Source organism: Amycolatopsis rifamycinica, from assembly GCF_000695625.1.
Taxonomy (GTDB): domain Bacteria; phylum Actinomycetota; class Actinomycetes; order Mycobacteriales; family Pseudonocardiaceae; genus Amycolatopsis; species Amycolatopsis rifamycinica.
On record NZ_JMQI01000034.1, the window covers coordinates 26,768 to 48,335 of the forward strand.

General features: G+C 73.7%; 16 protein-coding genes. 9 read left to right on the top strand and 7 right to left on the bottom strand.

Features of this window, described 5'->3' with window-relative positions:
• Window positions 1-23: 23 nt before the first annotated feature.
• Both DV20_RS17305 and DV20_RS17310 read right to left on the bottom strand, forming a co-directional pair.
• Window positions 24-893, bottom strand: a complete 870-nt coding sequence (locus tag DV20_RS17305) for an oxidoreductase (protein ID WP_043781433.1) — start codon at window positions 891-893, stop codon at window positions 24-26.
• 97 nt (window positions 894-990) lie between these two features.
• Entirely contained in the window at window positions 991-2,169 is a 1,179-nt protein-coding gene (locus tag DV20_RS17310; protein WP_407638344.1) for a glycoside hydrolase family 3 N-terminal domain-containing protein, read from the bottom strand.
• Between the two features lie 150 nt (window positions 2,170-2,319).
• On the opposite strand from DV20_RS17310, the gene DV20_RS17315 reads away from it, so the two are divergent.
• Genes DV20_RS17315 through DV20_RS17335 form a run of 5 tightly spaced genes read left to right on the top strand, consistent with a single transcriptional unit; the run spans window position 2,320 to window position 7,249 of the window.
• Window positions 2,320-2,898, top strand: a complete 579-nt coding sequence (locus tag DV20_RS17315; protein ID WP_043781437.1) for a helix-turn-helix transcriptional regulator — start codon at window positions 2,320-2,322, stop codon at window positions 2,896-2,898.
• A 9-nt stretch (window positions 2,899-2,907) separates the two neighbouring features.
• Window positions 2,908-4,164, top strand: a complete 1,257-nt coding sequence (locus DV20_RS17320; RefSeq protein WP_043781440.1) for an ABC transporter substrate-binding protein — start codon at window positions 2,908-2,910, stop codon at window positions 4,162-4,164.
• A 6-nt stretch (window positions 4,165-4,170) separates the two neighbouring features.
• Window positions 4,171-5,076, top strand: coding sequence for a carbohydrate ABC transporter permease (locus tag DV20_RS17325; RefSeq protein ID WP_043781443.1), 906 nt, complete (start codon window positions 4,171-4,173; stop codon window positions 5,074-5,076).
• On the top strand, window positions 5,073-5,897 hold the full coding sequence (locus tag DV20_RS17330) for a carbohydrate ABC transporter permease (protein WP_043781446.1): 825 nt from the start codon (window positions 5,073-5,075) through the stop codon (window positions 5,895-5,897). Before DV20_RS17325 ends, DV20_RS17330 begins: the two co-directional genes overlap by 4 nt.
• Complete coding sequence (locus DV20_RS17335) at window positions 5,894-7,249, top strand: GH1 family beta-glucosidase (protein WP_043781448.1); 1,356 nt, start codon at window positions 5,894-5,896, stop codon at window positions 7,247-7,249. Before DV20_RS17330 ends, DV20_RS17335 begins: the two co-directional genes overlap by 4 nt.
• Window positions 7,250-7,388: 139 nt before the next feature.
• On the opposite strand, the gene DV20_RS17340 is transcribed toward DV20_RS17335, so the two are convergent.
• Window positions 7,389-11,015, bottom strand: coding sequence for a BTAD domain-containing putative transcriptional regulator (locus tag DV20_RS17340; protein WP_235190863.1), 3,627 nt, complete (start codon window positions 11,013-11,015; stop codon window positions 7,389-7,391).
• 168 nt (window positions 11,016-11,183) lie between these two features.
• Window positions 11,184-14,411, bottom strand: a complete 3,228-nt coding sequence (locus tag DV20_RS17345) for a BTAD domain-containing putative transcriptional regulator (RefSeq protein ID WP_043781452.1) — start codon at window positions 14,409-14,411, stop codon at window positions 11,184-11,186.
• 268 nt (window positions 14,412-14,679) lie between these two features.
• Between DV20_RS17345 and DV20_RS17350 the strand changes: the two genes are divergently transcribed.
• The 4 genes from DV20_RS17350 to DV20_RS17365 all read left to right on the top strand — a co-directional run bounded on the left by DV20_RS17350 (window position 14,680) and on the right by DV20_RS17365 (window position 17,251).
• The gene (locus DV20_RS17350) at window positions 14,680-14,925 is read left to right on the top strand and encodes a WXG100 family type VII secretion target (protein ID WP_043781454.1); all 246 of its coding nucleotides are present in this window, start codon (window positions 14,680-14,682) and stop codon (window positions 14,923-14,925) included.
• Window positions 14,922-15,167 carry a WXG100 family type VII secretion target gene (locus tag DV20_RS17355; RefSeq protein ID WP_043781456.1) on the top strand — a complete coding sequence of 82 codons (246 nt, stop codon included), beginning with the start codon at window positions 14,922-14,924 and terminating at the stop codon, window positions 15,165-15,167. The genes DV20_RS17350 and DV20_RS17355 overlap by 4 nt, the downstream gene beginning before the upstream one ends.
• Before the next feature lie 46 nt (window positions 15,168-15,213).
• Window positions 15,214-15,816, top strand: coding sequence for a helix-turn-helix transcriptional regulator (locus tag DV20_RS17360; RefSeq protein ID WP_043781465.1), 603 nt, complete (start codon window positions 15,214-15,216; stop codon window positions 15,814-15,816).
• Window positions 15,817-15,925: 109 nt separating this feature from the next.
• On the top strand, window positions 15,926-17,251 hold the full coding sequence (locus DV20_RS17365; RefSeq protein ID WP_043781466.1) for an amidase family protein: 1,326 nt from the start codon (window positions 15,926-15,928) through the stop codon (window positions 17,249-17,251).
• Between the two features lie 178 nt (window positions 17,252-17,429).
• Here the strand turns inward: DV20_RS17365 and DV20_RS17370 are convergent, their stop codons facing one another.
• The 3 genes from DV20_RS17370 to DV20_RS17380 all read right to left on the bottom strand — a co-directional run.
• On the bottom strand, window positions 17,430-18,632 hold the full coding sequence (locus DV20_RS17370; protein WP_043781467.1) for a coiled-coil domain-containing protein: 1,203 nt from the start codon (window positions 18,630-18,632) through the stop codon (window positions 17,430-17,432).
• 105 nt (window positions 18,633-18,737) lie between these two features.
• On the bottom strand, window positions 18,738-20,732 hold the full coding sequence (locus DV20_RS17375) for an SDR family oxidoreductase (protein ID WP_043781468.1): 1,995 nt from the start codon (window positions 20,730-20,732) through the stop codon (window positions 18,738-18,740).
• A 101-nt stretch (window positions 20,733-20,833) separates the two neighbouring features.
• Window positions 20,834-21,568 (bottom strand): class F sortase (locus DV20_RS17380; protein WP_051736029.1); only part of this gene is annotated, 735 nt, incomplete at its 5' end.

Consider the following 21,568-nt stretch of genomic DNA (forward strand, 5'->3'; position numbering starts at 1 on the left):
TGTCCGAGCGCTCAGCGTAGCGATCAGGCGGCGCCGATCCGGTCCAGATCGGCGAGAACGTCGCCGGGCAGTTCGAGGTCGGCGGCGGCGAGGTTCTCCCGCAGGTGCTCCGGCGACGACGTCCCGGGGATCAGCAGCATCGACGGCGACCGCCGCAGCAGCCAGGCGAGCGCGACCTGCATCGGCGTGGCGCCGAGCCGGGCGGCGCAGTCGTCGAGCAGGCCCGACTGCAGCGGGCTGAACCCGCCGAGCGGGAAGTAGGGCACAAAGGCGATGCCCTCGGCGGCGCACTTGTCGACGAGGTCGTCGTTCTCGCGGTGGGCCAGGTTGTACTGGTTCTGCACGCAGACGACGGGTGCGATCGCCTTCGCCTCGTCGAGCTGCTCGGCGCTGACGTGGCTGACGCCGAGGTGCCGGATCAGCCCCTGGTCCCGCAGTTCGGCGAGCACCCCGAACGGTTCGGCGAGCGACATCGGCACCGGGTAGTCGCCGGCGGCGTTGCTCAGCCGCAGGTTGACGACGTCGAGCGCGTCGACGCCGAGGTTGCGCAGGTTGTCGTGCACGGCCTCGGTGAGGTCCGCGGCCGACAGCGCGGGCGGCCAGCCCTTGTCCGCGCTGCGCCGCGCCCCCACCTTCGTCACGATGACGAGCGATTCGGGGTAGGGGTGCAGGGCGTCCTTGATCAGGGCGTTGACGGTGTGCGGGCCGTAGTAGTCGCTGGTGTCGAGGTGGGTGACCCCGCGCTCGACGGCCTCCCGCAGCACGGCGACGGCGGTGTCGTGGTCCTTCGGCGGTCCCCAGACGCCGGGCCCGGCCAGCTGCATCGCGCCGTAACCCATGCGGGTCACCGGGAGTTCGCCGCCGAGGGAGTAGGTGCCGCCGAGCTCCGCCATGCCGCTCCTCGTTCCGGGGGTGCCGTTGCGGCGAAGTCTAGGCCCGGATCCCGATCGCCGCGCGGAGACGGCCGGTGCCGTGGCCCGGCAACGGAAGTCAGCAGAGTCCCTTGCCCCGCAGCACGCGCGCGACGGATTCCTGCACCCGTGCCTTCGGCAGCTCGCCGCTCTGCACCGCCTTCACCAGCCGGTCCAGCACCGCGTCCACCCGGCCGCCGGAGGACCACAGCGCCTGGTCCGCGCCGGCCTGCAGCGCCTTCAGCACCGCGTCCGGCAGCGGGTACTGCGCGGTGATCGCCTTCATCGCCCCGAGGTCGTCGGTCACCACCGGGCCGTCGAACGCGTACTCGCCGCGCAGCAGCCGGTACGCGGCCGGGGACAGCGAAGCCGGGACGCCGTCGGTCAGGTCCGGCACGTCGAGGTGGCCGACCATCACCGCGACCGGGCCGTAGTCGGCCAGGCCCTGGTACGGCACCAGGTCGACCGCCCGCAGCCGGTCCAGCGGCGGCGTGACGACGGTGCCCTTGTGGGAGTCGCCCGAGCCGTGGCCGTGACCGGGGAAGTGCTTCAGCACCGGCTGGACACCCGCGTCCCGCAACCCCGCCGCAAACGCTTTCGCGTACGTCTTCACCTTGGCCGGGTCCGGGCTGAACGACCGGTCGCCGATGACGTCGTCGTCCGGGGCGCCGGTGACGTCGACGTCCGGGGCGAAGTCCACCGTCACCCCGCGGGCGTGCAGCTGCCTGCCGCGGGCGGCGGCCAGCGCGCGGACCTCGTCCGGCGACTTCGTCGCGGCCATCGTCCTGGCCGAGGGCAGGTCGCCGTCGAGGTCGTCGATGCGCTGGACGCGGCCGCCCTCCTCGTCGACCGACACGGCCACCGGCACCTTCGCCGCCGCCTGGACGGCGGCCAGCGAGCGATCTTTCAACAACGCTGTTGCGTTACCCCCGATGAAGATGCCGCCGACCTGGTGGTCGCGCACCAGGGACACCGTCGCCGCCGGGTTGTCGCCGGAGACGCCCACGACGACCAGCTGCGCGACCTGGGCGCGGACGTCGAGCCCGGCCGCCAGTGACGTGCAGTCGCCCGGCCGTGCGAGCTGCGAGGTGGGTGCGGGAGAAGCGGGTGGGGGCGCCGCGGGAGGGGGAACCGGCCGGTCGGACGTCCGGGGGACCGCCAGCCCGGACACGATCCGCGGCTGCAGGCCCGCGACCAGCGAACACCCGGCTACGACGGCGAACGCCACCCCGGAGGCGGCGAGAAATCGGCGGTTCATCGGTCCCTTCACTCGTTCGTGTGCCCTCGACGGTAGTCGACGGCCAACTTCACGGCGTGAAGAATGGCACCACGGGCGTTAGAGAATTCGTGAAGCCGTGCTCAGCACACTGGCCGCAGTCAGGATTCGTCGTGCGCGGAGGAGGGTTCGATGGACCAGGTGCGAGTGGCGGCGTGGGCGTCGGACCCGATCGCCCTGACCGGGCTGATCAACCACCTGCAGTCCCGCCCGGAGCTGCTGGTCCTGCCGCGTGCCCGCCGGGGCGAGGCGGCGGTGCTGGTGTTCGCCGTCGGGGAGGTCGACCGGGAGGCCGTCGCCGCGCTGCGGGCCGCGGCCGCCGAGTCGCCGGCCGCGATCGTGCTGGTGGCCGGGCACGTCGACCCCGCGCACGTCGGCCTGCTCGCCGAGTGCCACGTCTCCGCCGTGCTGCCGCGGACCGCGCTCGACCGGCTGACCGCGAACGTGCTCGCCGCGGCGCGCGGCCGCACGTCGCCGCTGCGCGAGCAGGTCGAGGCCCTGGCCGGCGAGGGCGGCGGGGCCGCACTCACGCCGCGCGAGGTGGATGTGCTTCGCCTGATGGCCGAAGGCTGGGACACTGCCGAGATCGCGGGCAAGCTCTGCTACTCGGAGCGGACCGTGAAGAACGTCATCTACGCCATGACCAACCGGCTCAACCTGCGCAACCGGCCGCACGCGGTCGCCTACGCCGTGCGGGCCGGTGTGATCTGAGGAAGCCTGTTGCGAACGATCGCCCGCCGGACCGCCCTCGTGGTCGCCGCGCTGATCCCGCTCGCCGCCTGCAGTCCGGGTGACGCCGGGGAGAAGACGAAGCTCACCATCGCGACCTTCGGTGAGTTCGGCTACGCGCCCCTGATCGCGGAGTACGAGAGGCTGCACCCGGGCATCACGGTGCAGAACCGCGTCACCGACTTCGACACCCACCACAAGGGGCTCGCGACCCAGCTCGCCACCGGGCACGGTGCCGCCGACGTCGTCGCGATCGAAGAGCAGTACATGCCGCAGTACCGGAAGGTGAAGGACAAGTTCGCCGACCTCGCCGGGTTCGGGGCCCGTGAGCTGGAAAAGCAGTGGGTGCCGTGGAAGTGGGCGCAGGGCACCGACGGCGCCTTCGTGCTGGGCCTCGGCACGGACATGGGCAGCCTGGCCCTCTGCTACCGCCGCGATCTGTTCCAGGCCGCCGGTCTCCCGGTCGACCGCGACGAGGTCGCGAAGCTGATGCCGGACTGGGCGGCCTACGCCGCCACGGCCGAACGGTTCACGAGCAAGACGCCGAACGTGAAGTTCGCCGACTCCGCCGGGACCGTCTACACGGCGATGCTCAACCAGTCGCCGGAGAACTACTTCTCCCAGCGCGACGACTCCTTCATCGCCGACCGCAACCCCAGCGTGCGCGCGGCTTTCTTCCTCTCCGGCGGCCTCGCCGCGAAGGGGCAGACAGCGGCGGCGACCACGTTCACCCAGGCGTGGAACGTGGCCATCAAGCAGGGTTCCTTCGCCACCGTCGCCTGTCCCGCGTGGATGCTCAGCCAGATCAAGGAGGCCGGCGGGGACGCCAACCGCGGCAAGTGGGACGTCACCACCGTGCCCGGCAGGAGCGGCAACCAGGGCGGTTCGTTCCTGACCGTGCCGAAGCAGGGCGAACACCAGAAGGAGGCCTACGAGCTCGCCCGCTGGCTGACCGCCCCGGAACAGCAGAAGAAGCTCTTCCTCTCCGACGGAATCCTCCCCAGCGAGCCAGCGGTCTACCAGGATCCGCAGGTCGTCGCGCACACCGACGGCTATTTCGGGGACGCGCCGATCGGGCGGATCTTCGCCGCCTCGGCCGACCAGCTGCGCCCGAACTACCGCGGCCTGCGCGACGCCGACGTCCGGCCGGAGTTCGGCCGCGCCCTCGGGCGGATCGAAGAACGGACGAACACCGTCGAGCAGGCCTGGACCGAAGCCGTCCAGCAGGCTTTGGCCGCCCTGAAGTAGCCGCGCGTGCAGCACCGGTTCGCCCGTTGGGACCGCACGGTCACGCCGCTGCTGTTCGTCGCGCCCTTCTTCGCCCTGTTCGTCGTTTTCGGCGCCTTCCCGCTGCTGTACACGGCGTGGGTTTCGCTGCACGACTGGAACCTGCTCGAAGGCGACCGGGGCGGCTTCGGTCTCGCCAACTACGGCGACCTGCTCGCGGACCCGCACTTCTACAACGCGCTCGCCAACACGGTCTCCATCTTCCTGCTGGCCGCGGTCCCGGAGTTCTTGCTGGCCCTGGGCATCGCGGCGCTGCTCGACCGGCCGCTGCGCGCCGCGACCTGGTGGCGCACCGGCGTGCTGCTGCCGAACGTCGTGTCCGTCGTCGCCGTCGGGCTGGTGTTCGGGCAGCTGTTCAGCCGCGACTACGGCGTGGTCAACGAAGTCCTCGGCTGGTTCGGCGTCGCGCCGGTCAACTGGCGGGCGACGACCTGGACGTCGCACTTCGCCGTGGCGAGCATGGTGCTCTGGCGCTGGACCGGCTACAACGCCCTGATCTACCTGGCCGCGATGCAGGCCGTCCCCGGCGACCTGTACGAGGCCGCGGAGCTCGACGGCGCTTCGCGGTGGCGGACGTTCTGGTCGATCACCGTGCCGGGCATCCGGCCCGCCCTGGCCTTCACCGCCATCGCCGGCACGGTCAACGGCCTGCAGCTGTTCGCCGAGCCGCAGCTGTTCGACGCCGGCGGATCGGCGGGCACGGGCGGCAACGACCGGCAGTTCCAGACGCTGGTCATGTACCTGTACGAGAAGGGGTTCACGCACCTCGACGCCGGCTACGCGGCCGCGTTGACCTGGGTGATGTTCGTGCTCTGCGCGGGGTTCGCGCTGGTCAACTACCGGCTGGTGCGCCGGTTCGTGAGGTCGGCGTGACGGCGCGGCGGCGGCCGGGCGGCTGGGTGTACGCCGTGCTGACCGGGGTGCTCGGCGCGTCGGTGTTCCCGCTGTACTGGTCGTTCGTCGTGGCCACGCGCGACAACTCGGCGATCGGGGAGACGTCGCCGCTGCTGCTGCCGGGCGGGCACCTGCCCGAGAACGTGCGGCGCGTCTTCGGCACCGTCGACTTCTGGCTGGCCATCGGCAACTCGCTGATCGTCGCGGGCACGGTCATGGTGTCCAACGTCGTGCTGGCGAGCCTGGCCGGCTTCGCCTTCGCGCGGCTGCGGTTCCCGGGCCGCAACACGCTGTTCCTGCTGGTCGTCGGCTCGGCGATGGTGCCGGCGCAGCTCGGCGTCATCCCGCTGTACCTGGTCGTCGGCGACCTCGGCTGGTACGGGCGGCTCGAAGCGGTGATCGTGCCGGCGCTGGTCAGCGCCTTCAGCGTGTTCTGGATGCGCCAGGCCTGCGAGAACGCGATCACCGCGGACCTGGTCGACGCCGCGACCGTCGACGGCTGCTCGGTCCTGCGCACCTACTGGCACGTGGCCGTGCCCGCGCTGCGCGCGCCGGCCGCGGTGCTCGCGATGCTGACGTTCATGGCGACGTGGAACGACTACTTCTGGCCGCTGGTGGTCCTCGACCCCAACGAGACGCCGACCGTGCAGGTTGCCCTGTCGCAGCTGGCCAGCGGTTACTACACCGACTACGCGCTGATGCTCACCGGCGCGACCGTCGCCGTCGTGCCCGTCGTCGCGCTGTTCCTGCTGCTGGGCCGCCACCTCGTGCGCGGCATCCTGAAAGGGGCACCGGTATGACCTTCCCGGCGGGCTTCCGGTGGGGCGCGGCGACCGCGTCCTACCAGGTCGAGGGCGCGGTGGCGGCGGACGGCCGCGGACCGTCCATCTGGGACACGTTCGCGGCGGCCGACGGCAAGGTGCTCGGCGGCGCGACCGGCGCGGTCGCCTGCGACCACTACCACCGCTACGCCGAGGACATCGGCCTGCTGGCCGGCCTCGGCCTGAACGCCTACCGGTTCTCGGTCGCCTGGCCACGGGTGATGCCGGACGGCCGGACGACGTCCGCGCCTGGGCTCGCCTTCTACGACCGGCTGGTCGACGAGCTCCTGAGCCGTGACGTCACGCCGGTGCTGACGCTCTACCACTGGGACCTGCCGCAGGCGCTCGAAGACGCGGGAGGCTGGCCGGAGCGGGACACGGCTTCGCGGTTCGCCGACTACGCCGCCGTGGTGCACGCCGCGCTCGGCGACCGCGTGCGGCAGTGGACGACGGTCAACGAGCCGTTCTGCGCGGCCTTCCTGGGCTACGGCAGCGGCGTGCACGCGCCCGGCGTCCAGGACCACGACACGGCGCTGGTCGCGGCCCACCACCTGCTGCTGGCGCACGGGCTGGCGACGCGGGCGCTCGCCGGGCCGGGGCACGAGTTCTCGCTCGCGCTGAACTTCGCCCCGGCGATCCCGGACGGCTCGTCGCCGGCGCACGCCGAGGCCGCGCGGAAGTTCGACGGCATCCACAACCGGTTCTTCCTGGACCCGGTGCTGGGCCGCGGCTACCCGGAGGACGTCGTGGCCGACGTCGAGCACCACGGCGGCCGCTTCGCCGCGGCGGTCCGCGACGGCGACACGGACGTCATCGCGGCCCCGATCGACTGGCTGGGCGTGAACTACTACGCACCCGCCCGCGTCACCCCGCTCGAGGACCCGCTGGCGCCGAGCAACTGCCCCCTGCCCGCACTGCGCGGCTTGGACGTCCTGCCCGCACCCCCGCCGCTGACGGCGTTCGGCTGGGAACAGTCACCTTCGACGCTCACGTCTCTGCTGAAGTGGCTCTCCTCGCAGTCCAATCTCCCCCTCGTGGTGGCCGAAAACGGAGCGTCCTTTGTGGACCAGGTCGTCGACGGCCGGGTGTACGACGCGGCCCGCGTCAACTACTTCATGGAGCACCTGCGCGCGGTCCACGACGCGATCCGCCTCGGCGCCGACGTCCGCGGCTACTTCGCCTGGTCCCTGCTGGACAACTTCGAGTGGGCGATGGGCTACACGCAACGGTTCGGCCTGATCCACGTCGACTTCGAGACCCAGCAGCGGACCGTCAAGGAGTCGGGCCGCTTCCTCGGCCGCGTCGCCAAGGCCAACGCCCTCCCCGACTAACCGTGTCGTCCACCCAGGTACGCGTGTCGTCCAACCAGGTACGCGTGTCGTCCGTTCGCGTACGCGAGCCGGCCGTACCCAGGCGGACGACACGCGTACCGGGACGGACGACACGCGTACCCAGGCGGACGACACGGGGCTAGGGGCGGCGGCGGAAGGCGTCGGCGACGCCGGAGCGTGACGGCGTCTCCAGCTTGCCGAGCAGGCGGGCGACGTGGGCCTGGACCGTCCGGCGCGGCAGGGAGAGCTCGGCCGCGATGTCCGGGTTGGAGCGGCCCTCCGCGACCAGCCCGGCGATGCGGACCTCGATCGGGGTCAGCGACTCCCAGCCGTGGCCCGGCCGGATCGGGGAGAACAGCGCACCGCGGCGGACGCCGAGGCGGCGCAGGCGGGTTTCCGCGCGGCGCAGGTCCCAGCGGGCCGCCAACGCCGTGTACAGCTCGGCCGCCTCCTCGAACGCCGCCTGCGCCGCGTCCAGGCGGCCCGCGCGGGCCAGCAGCACCGCCGCGTCCTCCAGCGCTGAGGCCAGTTCCGGGCGGCGGCCGACCGCGCGGAAGTGCTCGGCCGTCGCCAGCACCGGGGCCGGGTCCTCGTCGATCAGCCCGCGGCACCACGACGCCGCCGCGTGCGCCCGCGCCGGACGCCGCTCCTTCGCCGCTTCTTCCTCGCACACCGCCAACGCCCGCCGGGCGCGGCCGACGTCGTCCTGTTCCATCGCCAGCCGCACGAACGCCGGCAGCCACTGGTGGCGCAGCATCATCTGCGCGTACGTCGGGTTCAGGATCGGCTCGAGGACGGCCAGCGCGCGGACGCGGTCGCCGCGCTGCTCGGCCGCCAGTGCGTCGGCGACCAGCAGGAAGTCGAAGCTCTCGCGCTCGGCGCCGGTCGCCGGGGCGTACTCCTCCGCCGCGTCGAGGTGGGCCGCGGCCTGGGCCCGGTCGTCGCGGCGGCCCGCGATCAGCGCCGCGACGCCGTGCAGCAGCAGCGCCGCCGGGCCGGGCTCGCGCAGGCCGTAGAACGTGATCGCCGGGCCGTCCTCGATGACCGTGTCCAGTTCGACCAGTGCCTCGTCCCAGCGGCCCTCCCAGTACCGGTGCACCGCGGCGGACACCTGCAGCCCGACCGGCAGCGCGTGCCGCGCGGCGACTTCGCCCGCCGCGCGCAGGGCGTCGCCCGCTTCGGCGAGCCGGTCGAGGTTCTGCAGCGTGAACACGCGGTTGTCGAGCAGGTCGAGGTGCAGGTCGGCCAGCTCGTGCTCGTCGCCGACCGCCTCGATCGCCGCGTCGATGTGGGCGAGCGCGCGGTCGTGCTCGCGGCGCACCGAATCGACCAGCCACAACGACTGCAGCGCGTGCGCGGTCAGGTAGCGGTCGCCGCCGGCGAGGGACTTCGTTTCGTGCGCCGTCTGCTCCGCTGCGTCCAAATCGGACAGACTGCCGCGGCGGAAGTTCGCCAGCAGCTGCCGGTGCTTCACCCGCCAGAGTTCCGGCACGGCCGGGTCGTCGATCCACGCGGCGAGCGTCGCGACGGCGCCTTCGGTGTCGCCCCGGCGGTGCAGCAGCGCCGCGAGCACGTGCCGCATCTCCTCGACGGCGTCCGGGTCGGTGGCGGCCTCGAGTGCCTGCCGCGCCAGCGCTTCCGGGCTGCGTTCCAGCCGGAACAGCACCTTGACCAGCGCGACGAGCAGCGTCTCCCGGCGCGGGTCGGCGCCGGCGCACGCGGCCAGCGCGCGCTCCAGCAGTTCGACGGCGATCAGCGGGGCCCGGGTCGAGACGGCCGCGTGGTGCGCGGCCAGCCAGTCCAGCACCCATTCGTCCACTGTGGCCGGTGCCGCCACCAGCTGCTCGGCGACGCGCTTGACCGGCGCGCCGATCCCGGCGAGCGCCTCGGCGGCCTGCCGGTGCAGCGCCGCCCGCGTCCCGGCCAGCAGCCGGTCGTAGAGCGCCTGGCGCAGCAGCGGGTGGCGGAACGCCAGCTGCGTCCCGGTGTCGATGAGGACGTTCGCCGTGACGGCTTCTTCGAGTGGCGCCAGCAGGTCGGACGGCCGGCTGCCGAGCACCGCGGCGACGTCGCCGACGGCGAACTCCATGCCCAGCAGCGCGCCCCAGCGCAGCACCTCCTGCGTCCGCGCGGTCAGGAAGTCCAGCCGCCGGTCGACCGCGGCGACGAGCGACCGCGGGGCCTCGAACTCCGCCGGGTCGTCGACGTCGGCCTGGCCGCCGCTCACCTCCACCGCGCCGGCCCGCCGCAGGACGTCGACCATTTCCTTGACGTACAACGGGTTTCCCGCGCCACGGGCGACCAGCTCGCGCAGCCCCGGCCCGGGTGGCGCCCCGAGCTGGTCCTCGATCAGCCTGCCAACGTCTTCGCCGGTCAGCGGGGCGAGGTCGAGGACGACCCCGTCCCGCGCCTGGACGCCGCGGCGCAGCTGGGCGAGCTCGGCGCGGTCCGGCGCCGGCCGGGTCGCGGCGACCAGCAGCAGCGGCAGCTGGCGGGTCGCCGCGCAGAGCCGGTGCCAGACCAGCACGGAAGCTTCGTCGGCCCACTGCAGGTCGTCGATCACCAGCACCTGCGGCGACTGCGCGCACAGCTCGTCGACCAGGGCCAGCAGCCGGTCGACGGCGCCGAGCACCGGATCGGCCGGGCCCCAGCTGCGCCGGGCCGGGCCCTCGCCCGCGAGTTCCTTCGCCACCCGCGCGCGCCGCGGGTCGGGCGAGTGCGCGTCGATCGCCAGGCACTCCAGCACGACCTGCAGCGGGAACCGGGTGCTCAGCTCGTCGGCGGCCGCCCAGAGCCGCTGGAAGCCGGGGCCGTCCGGCAGCGAGCTGTTGAGCAGCGCGGACTTGCCGATCCCGGCGTCCCCCTCGATCCAGACGGCCCGGCCCCGGCCGGCCCGGACGTCGGCGACCAGCTCGGCGAGTTTCGTCGTCTCGGTTTCCCGGCCGAACAGCCGGTGCCCGGTGACGACGACCGGCGCCGCGGGCGCGTCGAGGGCCGGGTCCTGGGCGAGGATCCGCTGGTGCAGCCGCTGCAGCGCGGGCCCGGGTTCGACGCCGAGTTCCGCGACGAGCGTGGCGCGCGCGTCGCGGAACACGTCGAGCGCGTCGGCGGGCCGTCCGCTGCGGTAGAGGGCGAGCATGAGCGACTCGCGCAGCGATTCCCGCAGCGGGTGTTCGCCGGCCAGCACGGCCAGTTCGGGGGCGAGGTCGAGGTGGCCACCCAGGGCGAGCACGGCCTCGGCACGTCGTTCGAGGGTGTTCAGCCGCAGCTCGGCGAGGTATTCGCGGTGCCGCTCGGCGAATCCGCCGGGCACCCCGGAGAGGGCTTCGCCCTGCCAGAGCGCGAGAGCGTCGTCCAGTTCGGCGACGGCGGCCCGCGGATCGCCCCGCTCGAGGTGCCGCTGCGCGCGTTCGCGGTGCCGTTCGAACCGGGCGGCGTCGAGCGCGTCCTCGTCGAGGATCAGGGAGTAGCCGGCGGGGTCGGAGACGAGAACACTGGCCGCCGACCAGCGTGACCGGTCGGGTTCGAGGGCCCGGCGAAGCCCGGAGACGTAGGTGTGGACGCTGCCTTCGACGCTCGCGGGCGCGGAATCCCCCCAGACGCCGGCGATCAGTTCGGAGCGGGGGACCGCCCGCCCGGCGTTGACCGCGAGCACCGCGAAGACGGCACGCTGACGCGCGGGGCCGAGGCCGATTTCGGCTGTCCCGCGCCAGGCCCGCAGCGGGCCGAGCACGCCCACCCGCAGGCCGGGACCTTCCCCTGGCATGTCGTTGCCGTCCCCTCTGGGACTTCGCGTCCCAGACCCCATCCCCCAGGGACATGTAGGTACCGACTACTCCGGTGACCTTACCGACGTGCCAACCCGCCCGAGGTTGCTTGTTCAACCACCAGAGATGTGCTGGAGGAGTCATGGGAGACATCGGGACGCAGGATGTCACTCACCCGCGGCGGCTCGCGACCGGACCGAAGGCGCCCGCCGGATGCCGAACGGGCCCATCCGGGCTTCCGCGCGCCGCACGTCCCACACCGCGCCGATCTTCGTGTACGCCGTCAGCGCCGTCCGGAACGCCGTGCGCGCCTCGGCCAGCTCACCCGACTCCGCCAGCAGGATCGCCGCGTCCTCGGTCGCCTTGGCCTGCTTGAGCAGGCGGCCGGCCGCGCGGTAGTGCCCGGCCGCCGTCAGGACCGGCTCGGGGTCGCCCGCCACCAGACCGCGGCAGTGCGCGGCGGCCGCGGCGTGGGCCGGCGGGACCTCGCCCTCGGCTTCGAGCAGGCGCAGTGCTTCCCGCAGGCGCTGCCGGTCGTCGAGCGACAACGCGAGCCGGACCAGGTCGGGGAGCCACTGGTGGCGGGCCGCCGGCGGGTGGTTGTCCTCCAGCAACGGCGACAGCGCCGCCAGCGCCGCCTCCGGACGGCCCTCCTGTTCGGCCAGCAGGGCGCGGGCCGCGAGGAGGAAGTCGCCGCCGTCGGGCTCCAGGCCCGGCGGCCACTGCTGCCGGTCGGCCGCGTCGAGGTGGGTCCGGGCCAGTGCGGGCTCGCCGCGGTGGCCGGCGATCAGCGCGCCGACCCCGTGCACCAGCAGGGCCGAGCCCGGGCTGCGCAGGACGTAGGACGCGGTCTCGGCGCCGTCGCGGATCACCGCGTCCAGCTCGGCCAGCGCCTCCGGCCAGCGGCCCAGCCAGTAGTAGTGCACCGCGCCGGCCAGGTGCATCTCGCCCGGCACCGCGCGCGTCGCGGCGATCCGCCGGGCGGCGTCCAGCGGCTCGGCGGCGTCGTCGAGGCTGTCGAGCTTCGGCACGGCCAGTGCCGCGTCGTCCAGCGGGTGCAGCCCGGCCGGGGCCAGCGCCGTCTCATCGCCCAGCCTTTCCAGCGTGGCCAGCAGCGCCTCGTGGCGCCCGCGCCACATCTCCGGGACGTCGGCGTCGGCGAGCGTCCGCTTGAGCTCGGCGGTCGCCTCCGCGAAGTCGCCACGGCGGTAGTAGACGTAGGCCAGGATCCAGCGCATCTCGGCCGCGCGCCTGCTGTCGGACGTCCGCGCGACGACCGAGCGCGCCTCGGCTTCGGGCTCCCGGCCGAGCCAGAACAGCAGCCGGGCCAGGGTCGCGGTCAGCGTCTCCCGCGCGTCCGGCGGCAGCGTGCCCTGGGTGACGGCGTGGCGCAGCAGGTCGACCGCGATCCGCGGCGTTTCCGTGGCGACCGTGCCGATGTGCTCCAGCAGCCAGCCGGTGACCCACGGGTCCACCTGCGCGGGCGCGGCGGCCAGCTGCTCGGCGACGCGTTCGGCCGGCGCCCCCGTGGCGGCGAAGGCCTCGGCCAGCTGCCGGTGCAGCGCGACCCGCATCGCGGCGGGGGTCTTTTCGTAGAGCACGCGGCGCACGAGCGGGTGGCGGAACGCCAGCCGGTCGCCCGATTCGACGAGCACCCCGGACGTGATCGCCTCGTCGACCGCGCCGACCAGGGCCGTCGGCGGCCGCTCGGTGGCGACGGCGATGTCCGCCAGCGAGAACTCGTGGCCCAGCAGCGCGGCCCAGCGCAGCGTGTCGCGGGTCCCGCTCGACAGGAAGCTCAGGTACAGCGTGATCCGCGAGCCCAGCGGCGGCGGGATCGCCTGGCTGGCACTGCCGTCCAAGTGCGCGTGGACGCCGTCGAGCACGATCATGGACTGCGCGAGCAGGGTCTCGACGATTTCCCTGACGTACCGCGGATTTCCCGCGGCCTTGGAGACCAGCTGCTGCAGGCCGGGCCCGGGTGGCGCGCCGGCCAGCTCGGTGGCCAGCTCGCGGGTGGCGTCCTCGGTCAGCGGCGGCAGGGCCAGGACGGTGATGTCATCGTTGTCAAGCAGATCGTCGAGGGCCGCGGGCCGGGGTACCGGACGGCACGCGCCGACCAGCAGCAACGGCAGCTGCCGCGTCTCCCGGCTCAGGTAGCGCCAGACGCGCAGCGTGGCGTCGTCGGCCCACTGCAGGTCGTCGACCACGAGCACGAGCGGCGCTTCCGCGCACAGCTCCCGGACCAGCCCGAGCACGTCGTCGACCGGGTCCTCGCCGGGCCGCTCGGCGAGCCGCGCGGCCAGGGCGGCCCGGCGCGCGTCGGTGGCGCGCGGGTGCACGCCCAGCGCGTCGAGCAACGGCCGCAGGGCGAACCGCTGGTCCAGCGCGTCCGCGGCGGCGAAGGCCGGCGAAAAGTCCTGGGCCGCGGCGAGGGCCTCGGCGAGCAGTGCGGTCCGGCCGCTGCCCGGCTCGCCTTGCAGCCACACCGAGCGGCCCGCACCGGCACCGAGGCCGACGACGGCTTCGTGCAGCCGGTCGAGCTCGGCCTCCCGGCCGACGAAGATCTCGGCCCGCTCCGGCAGCGCGGCGGCGGGCACCCGCGGCAGGGCGGAAACGGGCGGTGGCTTCGGTTCCGGCGTCACGGCGGGCTTCGCCAGCAGCTCGTCGTGCAGCCGCCGCAGCGCCGGGCCGGGTTCGGTGCCCGACGACTCGACGAGCCTCTCCCGGACGTCGGCGTAGACGGCGATCGCCTCGGTCCGCCGCCCGGCCCGGGCCAGGGCGCGCATGAGCAGCCCGCACAGCGTCTCGCGGAACGGGTGTTCGCGGGTCAGCGCGGTCAGTTCGGCGACGAGTTCGGCGTGCCCGCCGGACTCCAGCACGACCTCGGCCCGCCGCTCGACGGTCGCCAGCCGCACCTCGGTGAGCCGGGCGCGCTGCGCGGCGGCGAACGGCCCGGGCAGGCCGGACAGCGGGACGCCGTGCCAGAGCGCCAAAGCTTCGTCGAAGGCCTCGAGGGCGCCGCGGAGGTCGCCCGCGGCCTGCCTGTGCTGCGCCTGCTCGCGCAGGGTTTCGAACCGGTGGACGTCGATCGCCTCGGCGGCCAGGCGCAGCGAATAGCCGGACCCGATCGACGCGAGCAGCTGCGGGCCCTCGCCCTTGGCCCGGCCGGGTTCCAGCGCGCGCCGCAGGCCGGAGATGTAGGTGTAGATGGAGCCCTGCGCGCTCTGCGGTGGCGCGTCGCCCCAGACGGCGTCGATCAGCTCTTCGCGGGAAACCGTGCGGTTCGGGTGCATCGCCAGTGCGGCGAGGACCGTCCGGCGGTGCGCGGAGCCGAGGTCCAGCTCCGTTTCGCCCTGCCAGGCCTTGAGCGGGCCCAGCAGCTGGAGTCGCACAAGCGCGGCCGGAGGGTCCAGGGGGGCATGCCCCCCGGCCGGGGTCTGGGGCTCGGCCCCAGAGGGAGGCAGGGCGGAGCCGTCCGCGGCCGACATCGGTCTCCCTTCGTGCGCGACGAATCGTCACGCGCCGGATGCCTGCTGTGAGCATACGCGGACGTCGTGAACCGGCAGGCAAGGATGGCGGACATTCGGGCAAGGGCACCGGGGCGGGGTTTCGCCCTGCCGCGGCGTGCGCCACGCTCGGGAGGCCCGAGAGGAGCCGCGGATGCCGACCGAGGACATGCAGCGGGCCGCCGCTTGCTTCGCGTACGCCCTGGAAGGCGTCCGCTCCCGCCTGCGCGACGTCAACAGCGAGATGGCGATGGTGCAGGCGTCGTGGCGCGGGGAGGCGTCGGTGCGGTTCGGCCAGGCCATGAACGACTGGGAGCAGGAGTTCGACGTGATCCTGTCGCGGCTGGCGCAGCTGCTGGAGGCGACCGGCGGCCCGATGCCGCGGCCGCGCCTGCCGTGACGCGCCTCGACTTCAGCTTCGCCGACTTGGTGCTCCACCGGATGGGCACGATCACCGGCGAGCTGGGCGAGCTGCTGACCGACCTGGAGTCCCGGGTCGAGCCGGAGCTGGCCGGCTGGACGCCGGAAGCGCGGGCGGAGTACTGGCGCGCCAAGCGCGACTGGGCCCGCGCGGCCGAGCGGCTGCCCGGGTGCCTGGAGCGGGCGCGGGCGGCGTTCGGGGAGCTGTCTTCACGGGCGTGAAGACGGAATAGGGAAGGCGTGAAGACGCGCCGTCCACACTGCCCCCATGAAGCCCGTCGAAGTGAGCGTCCTCGCCTCGGACCCGATCACGCACGCCGGCGCGGTGAGCCTGCTGGACAACCATCCCGACGTCCGGCTGACCGACCTGGTGCCGGACGTGCTGCTGGTGATGGAGGACCACGTCACCGAGGCCGTCCTGGGCCAGATCCGGGCGGCCAAGGCCACCCACGTCGTGCTGGTCGTCGAGCACTTCCGCGAGAGCGACCTGATGGCGGCCCTGGAGTGCGGGGTGGTGGCGATCCTGCCGCGCCGCGAGACGGGCGGCGCCGAGCTGGTGTCGGCGGTGCTCGCCGCGGGCGACGGCACGGCCAACCTGCCGCCGCGGCTGCAGGGCGCGCTGCTCGCGCAGGTCCAGCGGATGCGCAAGGACGTCCTGGAGCCGAACGGGCTCACGCTCTCCGGCCTCGCGGCCCGCGAGTGCGACGTGCTGCGGCTGGTCGCCGAGGGGTTCGGGACCGAGGAGATCGCGGCGAAGCTGTGCTACTCCGAGCGGACCGTGAAGAACGTGCTCTACGGCCTGATGACGCGCTGCGGCCTGAACAACCGCGCCCACGCCGTCGCCTACGCGCTGCGGGCGGGCGCGATCTGAGACATTCTCTTTGCTGCTGTCACGTTTCACTGGCTGCTTTTCGGGGGTTCCGGGTGGCGGAGCCCCCGGCCCGGGGCGGAGCCCCGGATGTTGCAGCTAGGGTCCGATCATGGTGCTCACGGCAGTGGAGATCGCGGCCTCCGTCCGGGCCGGGCAGCTCGATCCGGTCCAGGTCACCGAGGAGGCCCTCGACCGGATCGCCGCGGCGGACGGGGTCATCGGCGCCTTCCGCCGGGTGCGTGCCGAAGAGGCGCTGAAGGAGGCCGCGGAGGTGGCCGCGCGGCCCGATCTCGCGTCGCTGCCGCTGGCGGGGGTGCCCGTCGCGGTCAAGGACGTCACGGAGATGGCCGGCGAATACGCGTCGCACGGTTCGCTCGCGGGCGCGGCCACGCGGGTGGCCGCGGACGGCGAGATCGTGGCGCGGCTGCGGGCGGCCGGCGCGGTGATCGTCGGGCTGACGCGGGTGCCCGAGCTGTGCATCTGGCCGATGAGCGACACCCCGGACGGCATCGCCCGCAACCCGTGGGACCCGACGTACGCGGCGGGCGGCTCGTCGGGCGGCAGCGCGGCCGCGGTGGCGGCGGGCCTGGTCCCGCTGGCCCACGGCTCGGACGGCATGGGCTCGGTCCGCCTCCCGGCGGCGATGTGCGGCCTGGTGGGGCTGAAGCCGGGCGCGGACCTGCTGGCGGAGGGCGGCTGGTTCGGCATGTCGGTCCACGGCCCCCTGGCGACGACGGTCGCCGACACGGCGTTGCTGCTGTCGGTGCTGGCCGACTCGCCGGCGCTGGCCAAGGTGCCGTCGCCGTCCCCGGTCCGCATCGGCATGTCGACGACGGTGCCGCTGCTGCCGACGCCGGTCCCGAAGGAGCTGGTGGCGGCGGTCTCGACGGCGGCGGCCCACCTGACGGCGGCGGGCCACACCGTCACCCCGGAGGCCCCGCGCTACCCGGCGACGATGGTGCTGGGCATGACGGCCCGCTGGCTGGCGGGCCCGGCGGAGCAGGCCCGGGCGTTCGACGTTTCGCGTCTGCAGCGCCGCACGCGAGCCCACATCCGTGCGGGATGGCTGGTCCAGCGGGCGGGCCTGATCCGCCCGCGCACGCGCGACCGCTGGGTGGCCCGGGCGGAGGAGTTCTTCGCGACGCACGAGGTGCTGCTGACGCCGACGCTGTCGCACTGGCCGGTGAAGGCGGGCCGCTGGCACGAGAAGGGGTGGCTGGCGAACGTCCTGCCGTCGACGCGCCTGGCGGGTTTCACGGGCCAGTGGAACTTCGCGGGCTACCCGGCGATCACGGTCCCGGCGGGCCGGTCGGCGGTGTCGGGCTTGCCGACGTCGGTCCAGCTGGTGGCCCGCCCGGGAGGGGAGTCGCTGCTGCTGGGCTTGGCGGCCCAGCTGGAGGCGGCGAACCCGTGGCCCCGAACGGCCCGCAAGTAAGTGCCCCCAAGGCCACAGCGGGGGCTCGAGTACCGCGCTCGGCGGGCCGGAACTGTCGGTGCCTGCCGGTAGCGTGGAAAACGGGGGCTGCTCAGGCCCGGAACGCAGCGAAGGCCGCCTCGAAGCACTCGAGGCGGCCTTCGCGAAGGTCCAGCGCGGCCAAGGTGGTCGCCGCGGGTCAGTTGCCCGGCTTGCTTCCCGTCGGCGACAGCGGCTTCGCGCCATTGCCGTTCGCCGGCTTGGTCGCCGGGCCGTTCGAGTTCGCCGGCTTGGCCGCCTGAGGCGCCGGCTTCGCCGCTTGCGGCGTCGGCTTGGCTGCCTGAGGCGCCGGCTTCGGAGCCGTGGCCGGCTTGGCCGCCACCGCCGGCTTCGGCGCCGCCGACTTCGGGATGGACGGCTGCACCACCGGAACCACCGGCCCCGCCGGGGTGGTCGCCGACTCCGAGTCGCCGCCGACCAGCCTCGACGCCTGCGGGATCACCGCTTCCTCCGGCAGCGCCGCCAGCTGCGTCTCGCTGCGGTTGAGGATGTCCTCCGCCAGCGCCAGGCTCTTCCGCGCCTGCTCGCGGATCTCCGCCAGCCGCTCGACCTTGCGGTTGGCCGCCGTCGTGCGCTGGGCCGCCTGGGTGGTCGCCTCGTCGAGGCGCCGCTTGGCTTCCGCCGTCGCCTCGTCCAGGCGCCGCTTCGCCTCCGCCGTCGCCTCCGCGAGACGGCGCTCCGCCTGGTTCTTGCTCGCCGTGCGCTGGTCCGCGATGTGCTTCTCCAGCGCCGCCTTCTGGGCCGCCTGGGACGCCTCGAATTCGCGCTCCAGCTTCCGGCGCTTCCGCTCGGCCTCGTTGTCCAGCAGCTCCCGCCGCTGGGCCGCCTCGACCGTCAGCCGCTGGACCTCGGCGCGCGTCTCCGCCAGCGCCGCCTCGTGCTCGGAGTGCAGCAGGTCGGCCTGCTTGTCCAGCTCCGCGACCAGCTTCGAGTACCGCTCCCGCAGCTTCGTCGACGCCTCCGTCGAGGACGCCCACGTCTTCTCCGCGGCCACCTCGGCGCGCTTGATGATCTCGTCGGCGCGGGCCTGCGCCAGCGTCACCGTGCGCTGCATCCGCTCGTCGAGGTCCTCGAGCCGCTCCGGCGGCTTCTTCAGCTCCTCGACGCGCGCTTCCAGCGCCGCGACCTGCTGCCGGACGGCCTCGACCTCGCGGGTCGCGGCGGCGGCCTGCGCCGCGGCGGCGTCGCGTTCGCTGAGCACGCGGCGCAGCTGGGCTTCGACGTGGTCGAGGTACTGCCGGACTTCGTTGCGGTCGAAGCCGTGCCATGCCTGGGTGTACTCACGACGGAGGGGGAGGAGGCCGTTGAGGGCGGTTGCGGCGGGGTCGCGCTCAGGAACCATGCGCCCGACCGTACCCGGGCACCCGCCGCCTCCGCCGTCCGGCTTAACGAATCACCAACACGTGTCGCCGTGTCGCCGGAATGGCCTCATCCCGGAAACCCTCAGTCACCAGTGGAAGCCGCGCGAAAGCCGGGCCAGCGCCATCGCCGCGCGCGAGAGGTGTTTCTCGCCACGTCCGATCTTGAGTTCGCCCGAACCGCCCGCCGCGGCGGAATCCGGGAAGATCCGGAAACCCTGGTACGCGATCGCGTCGGTGAGCCCCGGCGTGAGCGTGTAGGCCAGCCCGATCGCCTGCCCCGCCGGGGTCCCGATGTGCTTCGGCCGCTCGACGAGCGCCTTCATCACCATGTCCGCGGCCTGCTCCGGCGACTTCGTCGGGAACGCGTCGTAGATCTTCGTCGGCCGGATCATCGGCGTGCGCACGAGCGGCATGTGGATGGTGGTGAACGTGATCCCGTCGCCGTGGGTCTCGGTCGCCGCGATGCGCGAGAAGTAGTCCAGCGCCGCCTTCGACGCCGCGTACGCCGAGAAGCGCGGCGCGATGCCCTGGACGCCGATCGACGACACGTTCACGATGTGCCCGAACTTCCGCTCCGACATGTGCGGAAGCACCGCGAGGATCAGCCGCACCGCGCCGAAGTAGTTGATCGCCATCGCGCGCTCGTAGTCGTGCATCCGGTCGTAGGACAGCTTGATCGAGCGGCGGATCGACCGGCCGGCGTTGTTGACCAGCATGTCGATCCGGCCGTGTTCGGCCAGCATCGCGTCGACGGCCTTGCGCACCGAGTCCTCGTCGGTCAGGTCGGCCGGGTACACCGACGCCGTGCCGCCGGCCGCGACGATCTCGTCGCGGACCTCTTCCAGCTCGGGCTGCCGGCGCGCGACGAGCAACGGGACGCCGCCCGCGGCGGCGACCTTCAGCGCCGTCGCGCGGCCGATGCCCGAGGACGCGCCGGTGATGATCACGCGGCGGCCGTCCAGCTCGCCGCGCGGGCCGTGCTTGCGCGCGCGGAACGGGTCGAGGTGCTCGCGCCAGTAGCGCCACAGCGTCGGCGCGTACTCCTCCAGCCGCGGGACCTCGACGGTGCCGGCCAGTGCCTTGCGCGTCTCGGCCGAGGAGAACACCGACGGGAACGCCATCGTGTCCAGCAGCACCGGCGGGATGCCGAACCGCTCCAGCACGGCGTCGCGCGCGATGCTGACGCCGGGGATGTGCTCGGTCAGCTTGACCAGCCCGACGATCCGCTTGGAGATCCCTTCGCCGAGCTGCACGGTGATCGTCGGCGCGCCCGCGGCCCGCGCGAAGGCGTTGTACACCGAGACGACCGGCTGCGGCTCGGGGTTGACCAGGTGGAAGGCGTGGCCGTCGAGGCCCGGCTTGACCACCAGCTCCAGCAGCGCCTTGGCGACGTAGTCGACCGGCACGATGTTGGTGTCGCCGAGGTCGGGGCCGACGACCGGCAGCACGTCGGGCAGCCCGGCGAGCCGGTTGATGGCGGGGAAGAGGTAGTACGGGCCGTCGATCTTGTCCATTTCGCCGGTCTCGGAGTGCCCGACGACGACGGCCGGCCGGTACACCCGCCACGGCACCCGGTCCTGCTCGCGGACGATCTTCTCGGCTTCGAACTTGGTCCGGTGGTACGGCGTGACGAGCCGCTGCCCGGCGTCGAACATCTCCTCGGTGAAGACGCCTTCGTGGTCGCCCGCGACGGCCACCGACGACACGTGGTGGAGGCAGCCCGCGCGCAGGTCCGCGGCGAGGTCGACGACGGCCCGCGTACCGTCCACATTGGCCTTGATGCTGGCTTCGTCGTCGGCGGTGAGGTCGTAGAGCGCGGCGAGGTGGACGATGTGGTCGACGCTCCCGCGCAGCTGCTCGCGGTCGGCTTCGGACACGCCGAGCAGCGGCTCGCCGAGGTCGCCGGTGACGAGCGTGACGCGGTCGGAGTGCGGCCACTGGTCCACCAGCGCGGCCAGCTTGGCCCGCGAGGACGCGCGCACCACGAGGGTGACGCGGTCGTCGTCGGGGCGGGAGAGCAGCAGCCGGGTGAAGTGACGCCCGATCAGTCCGGTCGCCCCGGTCACCAAGAACGTCGCCATCTGTCTCACACCTCTCGCCGCCTCGCCCTGACCCTGGGCATTCTGCTGCATGCCGACGTCGAGGACCACCATGCCGGAACGTGATGTTACCCACGAGTAACTTAGGCGGGGTCCGCGATGACGACGCGGTTCTCCTCGTAGCCGTCCGAGCCGCCGACCCAGCGGCCGCCGCACGTCACCAGCACCACGCGGTGCGGGCCCGACGGGCCGAACAGGGCGTCGGCGCGCGCCGGCAGATCGTTCTTGTGCACCGTGACGAGCTGGGCGATCCGGTACCGCCAGGTCTTGCCCGCACTGTCCACAATGGTCACTTCGGTGCCGATCCGGGCGCTCCACAGCTCGGCGAACGGCCCGGTCGCGCCCCGCCAGTTCACGTGGCCGGCGAACACGCTCGCCCCGCTCGCGGCGTCGAGTGCCGCGCCCCACCACGTCGCCTGCCCGAGGTCCGCGGGCACCGGCAGCTCGCCGCCGGGGCCGAGGTCCCGGCGCACGAGCGTCGCCGTTCCGCCGGCGGGCAGCCGGACGGTGCCCGGCCGCTGCGGCGGCGGTGGCGCCGGCGAAGACGGTGACGAAGACGGCGACGGCGTCTGCGCGGCCGGCGCGGCCGGGGTCGCGGACGCGGTCGCCGCCGGGGATGGGGACGGCACCGGGGCCGCGGCGCCCGCCGCACCCGCCGCGGGCAGCGCCGTGCCGGCCACGACGGCCACCGGCGGCGCGGTGAGCACGCCCGCGCCGAACTGCACCGCGAGCACCGTCACCGCGCCGAGGGCGAAGCCGGTGAGCAGCCGGCCCCGGCCGCGCTTCGGCGCGGGCGGGTGCCAGGGGTCGGCGGGCGG

What these genes read in the sequence shown, in the direction of transcription:
- DV20_RS17370 (WP_043781467.1), bottom strand. Translation starts at nt 18,632, where the DNA reads ATGGTTCCTGAGCGCGACCCCGCCGCAACCGCCCTCAACGGCCTCCTC.
- DV20_RS17350 (WP_043781454.1), top strand. Translation starts at nt 14,680, where the DNA reads ATGCCGACCGAGGACATGCAGCGGGCCGCCGCTTGCTTCGCGTACGCC.
- DV20_RS17335 (WP_043781448.1), top strand. Translation starts at nt 5,894, where the DNA reads ATGACCTTCCCGGCGGGCTTCCGGTGGGGCGCGGCGACCGCGTCCTAC.
- DV20_RS17305 (WP_043781433.1), bottom strand. Translation starts at nt 893, where the DNA reads ATGGCGGAGCTCGGCGGCACCTACTCCCTCGGCGGCGAACTCCCGGTG.
- DV20_RS17365 (WP_043781466.1), top strand. Translation starts at nt 15,926, where the DNA reads ATGGTGCTCACGGCAGTGGAGATCGCGGCCTCCGTCCGGGCCGGGCAG.
- DV20_RS17315 (WP_043781437.1), top strand. Translation starts at nt 2,320, where the DNA reads ATGGACCAGGTGCGAGTGGCGGCGTGGGCGTCGGACCCGATCGCCCTG.
- DV20_RS17310 (WP_407638344.1), bottom strand. Translation starts at nt 2,169, where the DNA reads ATGAACCGCCGATTTCTCGCCGCCTCCGGGGTGGCGTTCGCCGTCGTA.
- DV20_RS17375 (WP_043781468.1), bottom strand. Translation starts at nt 20,732, where the DNA reads ATGGCGACGTTCTTGGTGACCGGGGCGACCGGACTGATCGGGCGTCAC.
- DV20_RS17340 (WP_235190863.1), bottom strand. Translation starts at nt 11,015, where the DNA reads ATGCCAGGGGAAGGTCCCGGCCTGCGGGTGGGCGTGCTCGGCCCGCTG.
- DV20_RS17360 (WP_043781465.1), top strand. Translation starts at nt 15,214, where the DNA reads ATGAAGCCCGTCGAAGTGAGCGTCCTCGCCTCGGACCCGATCACGCAC.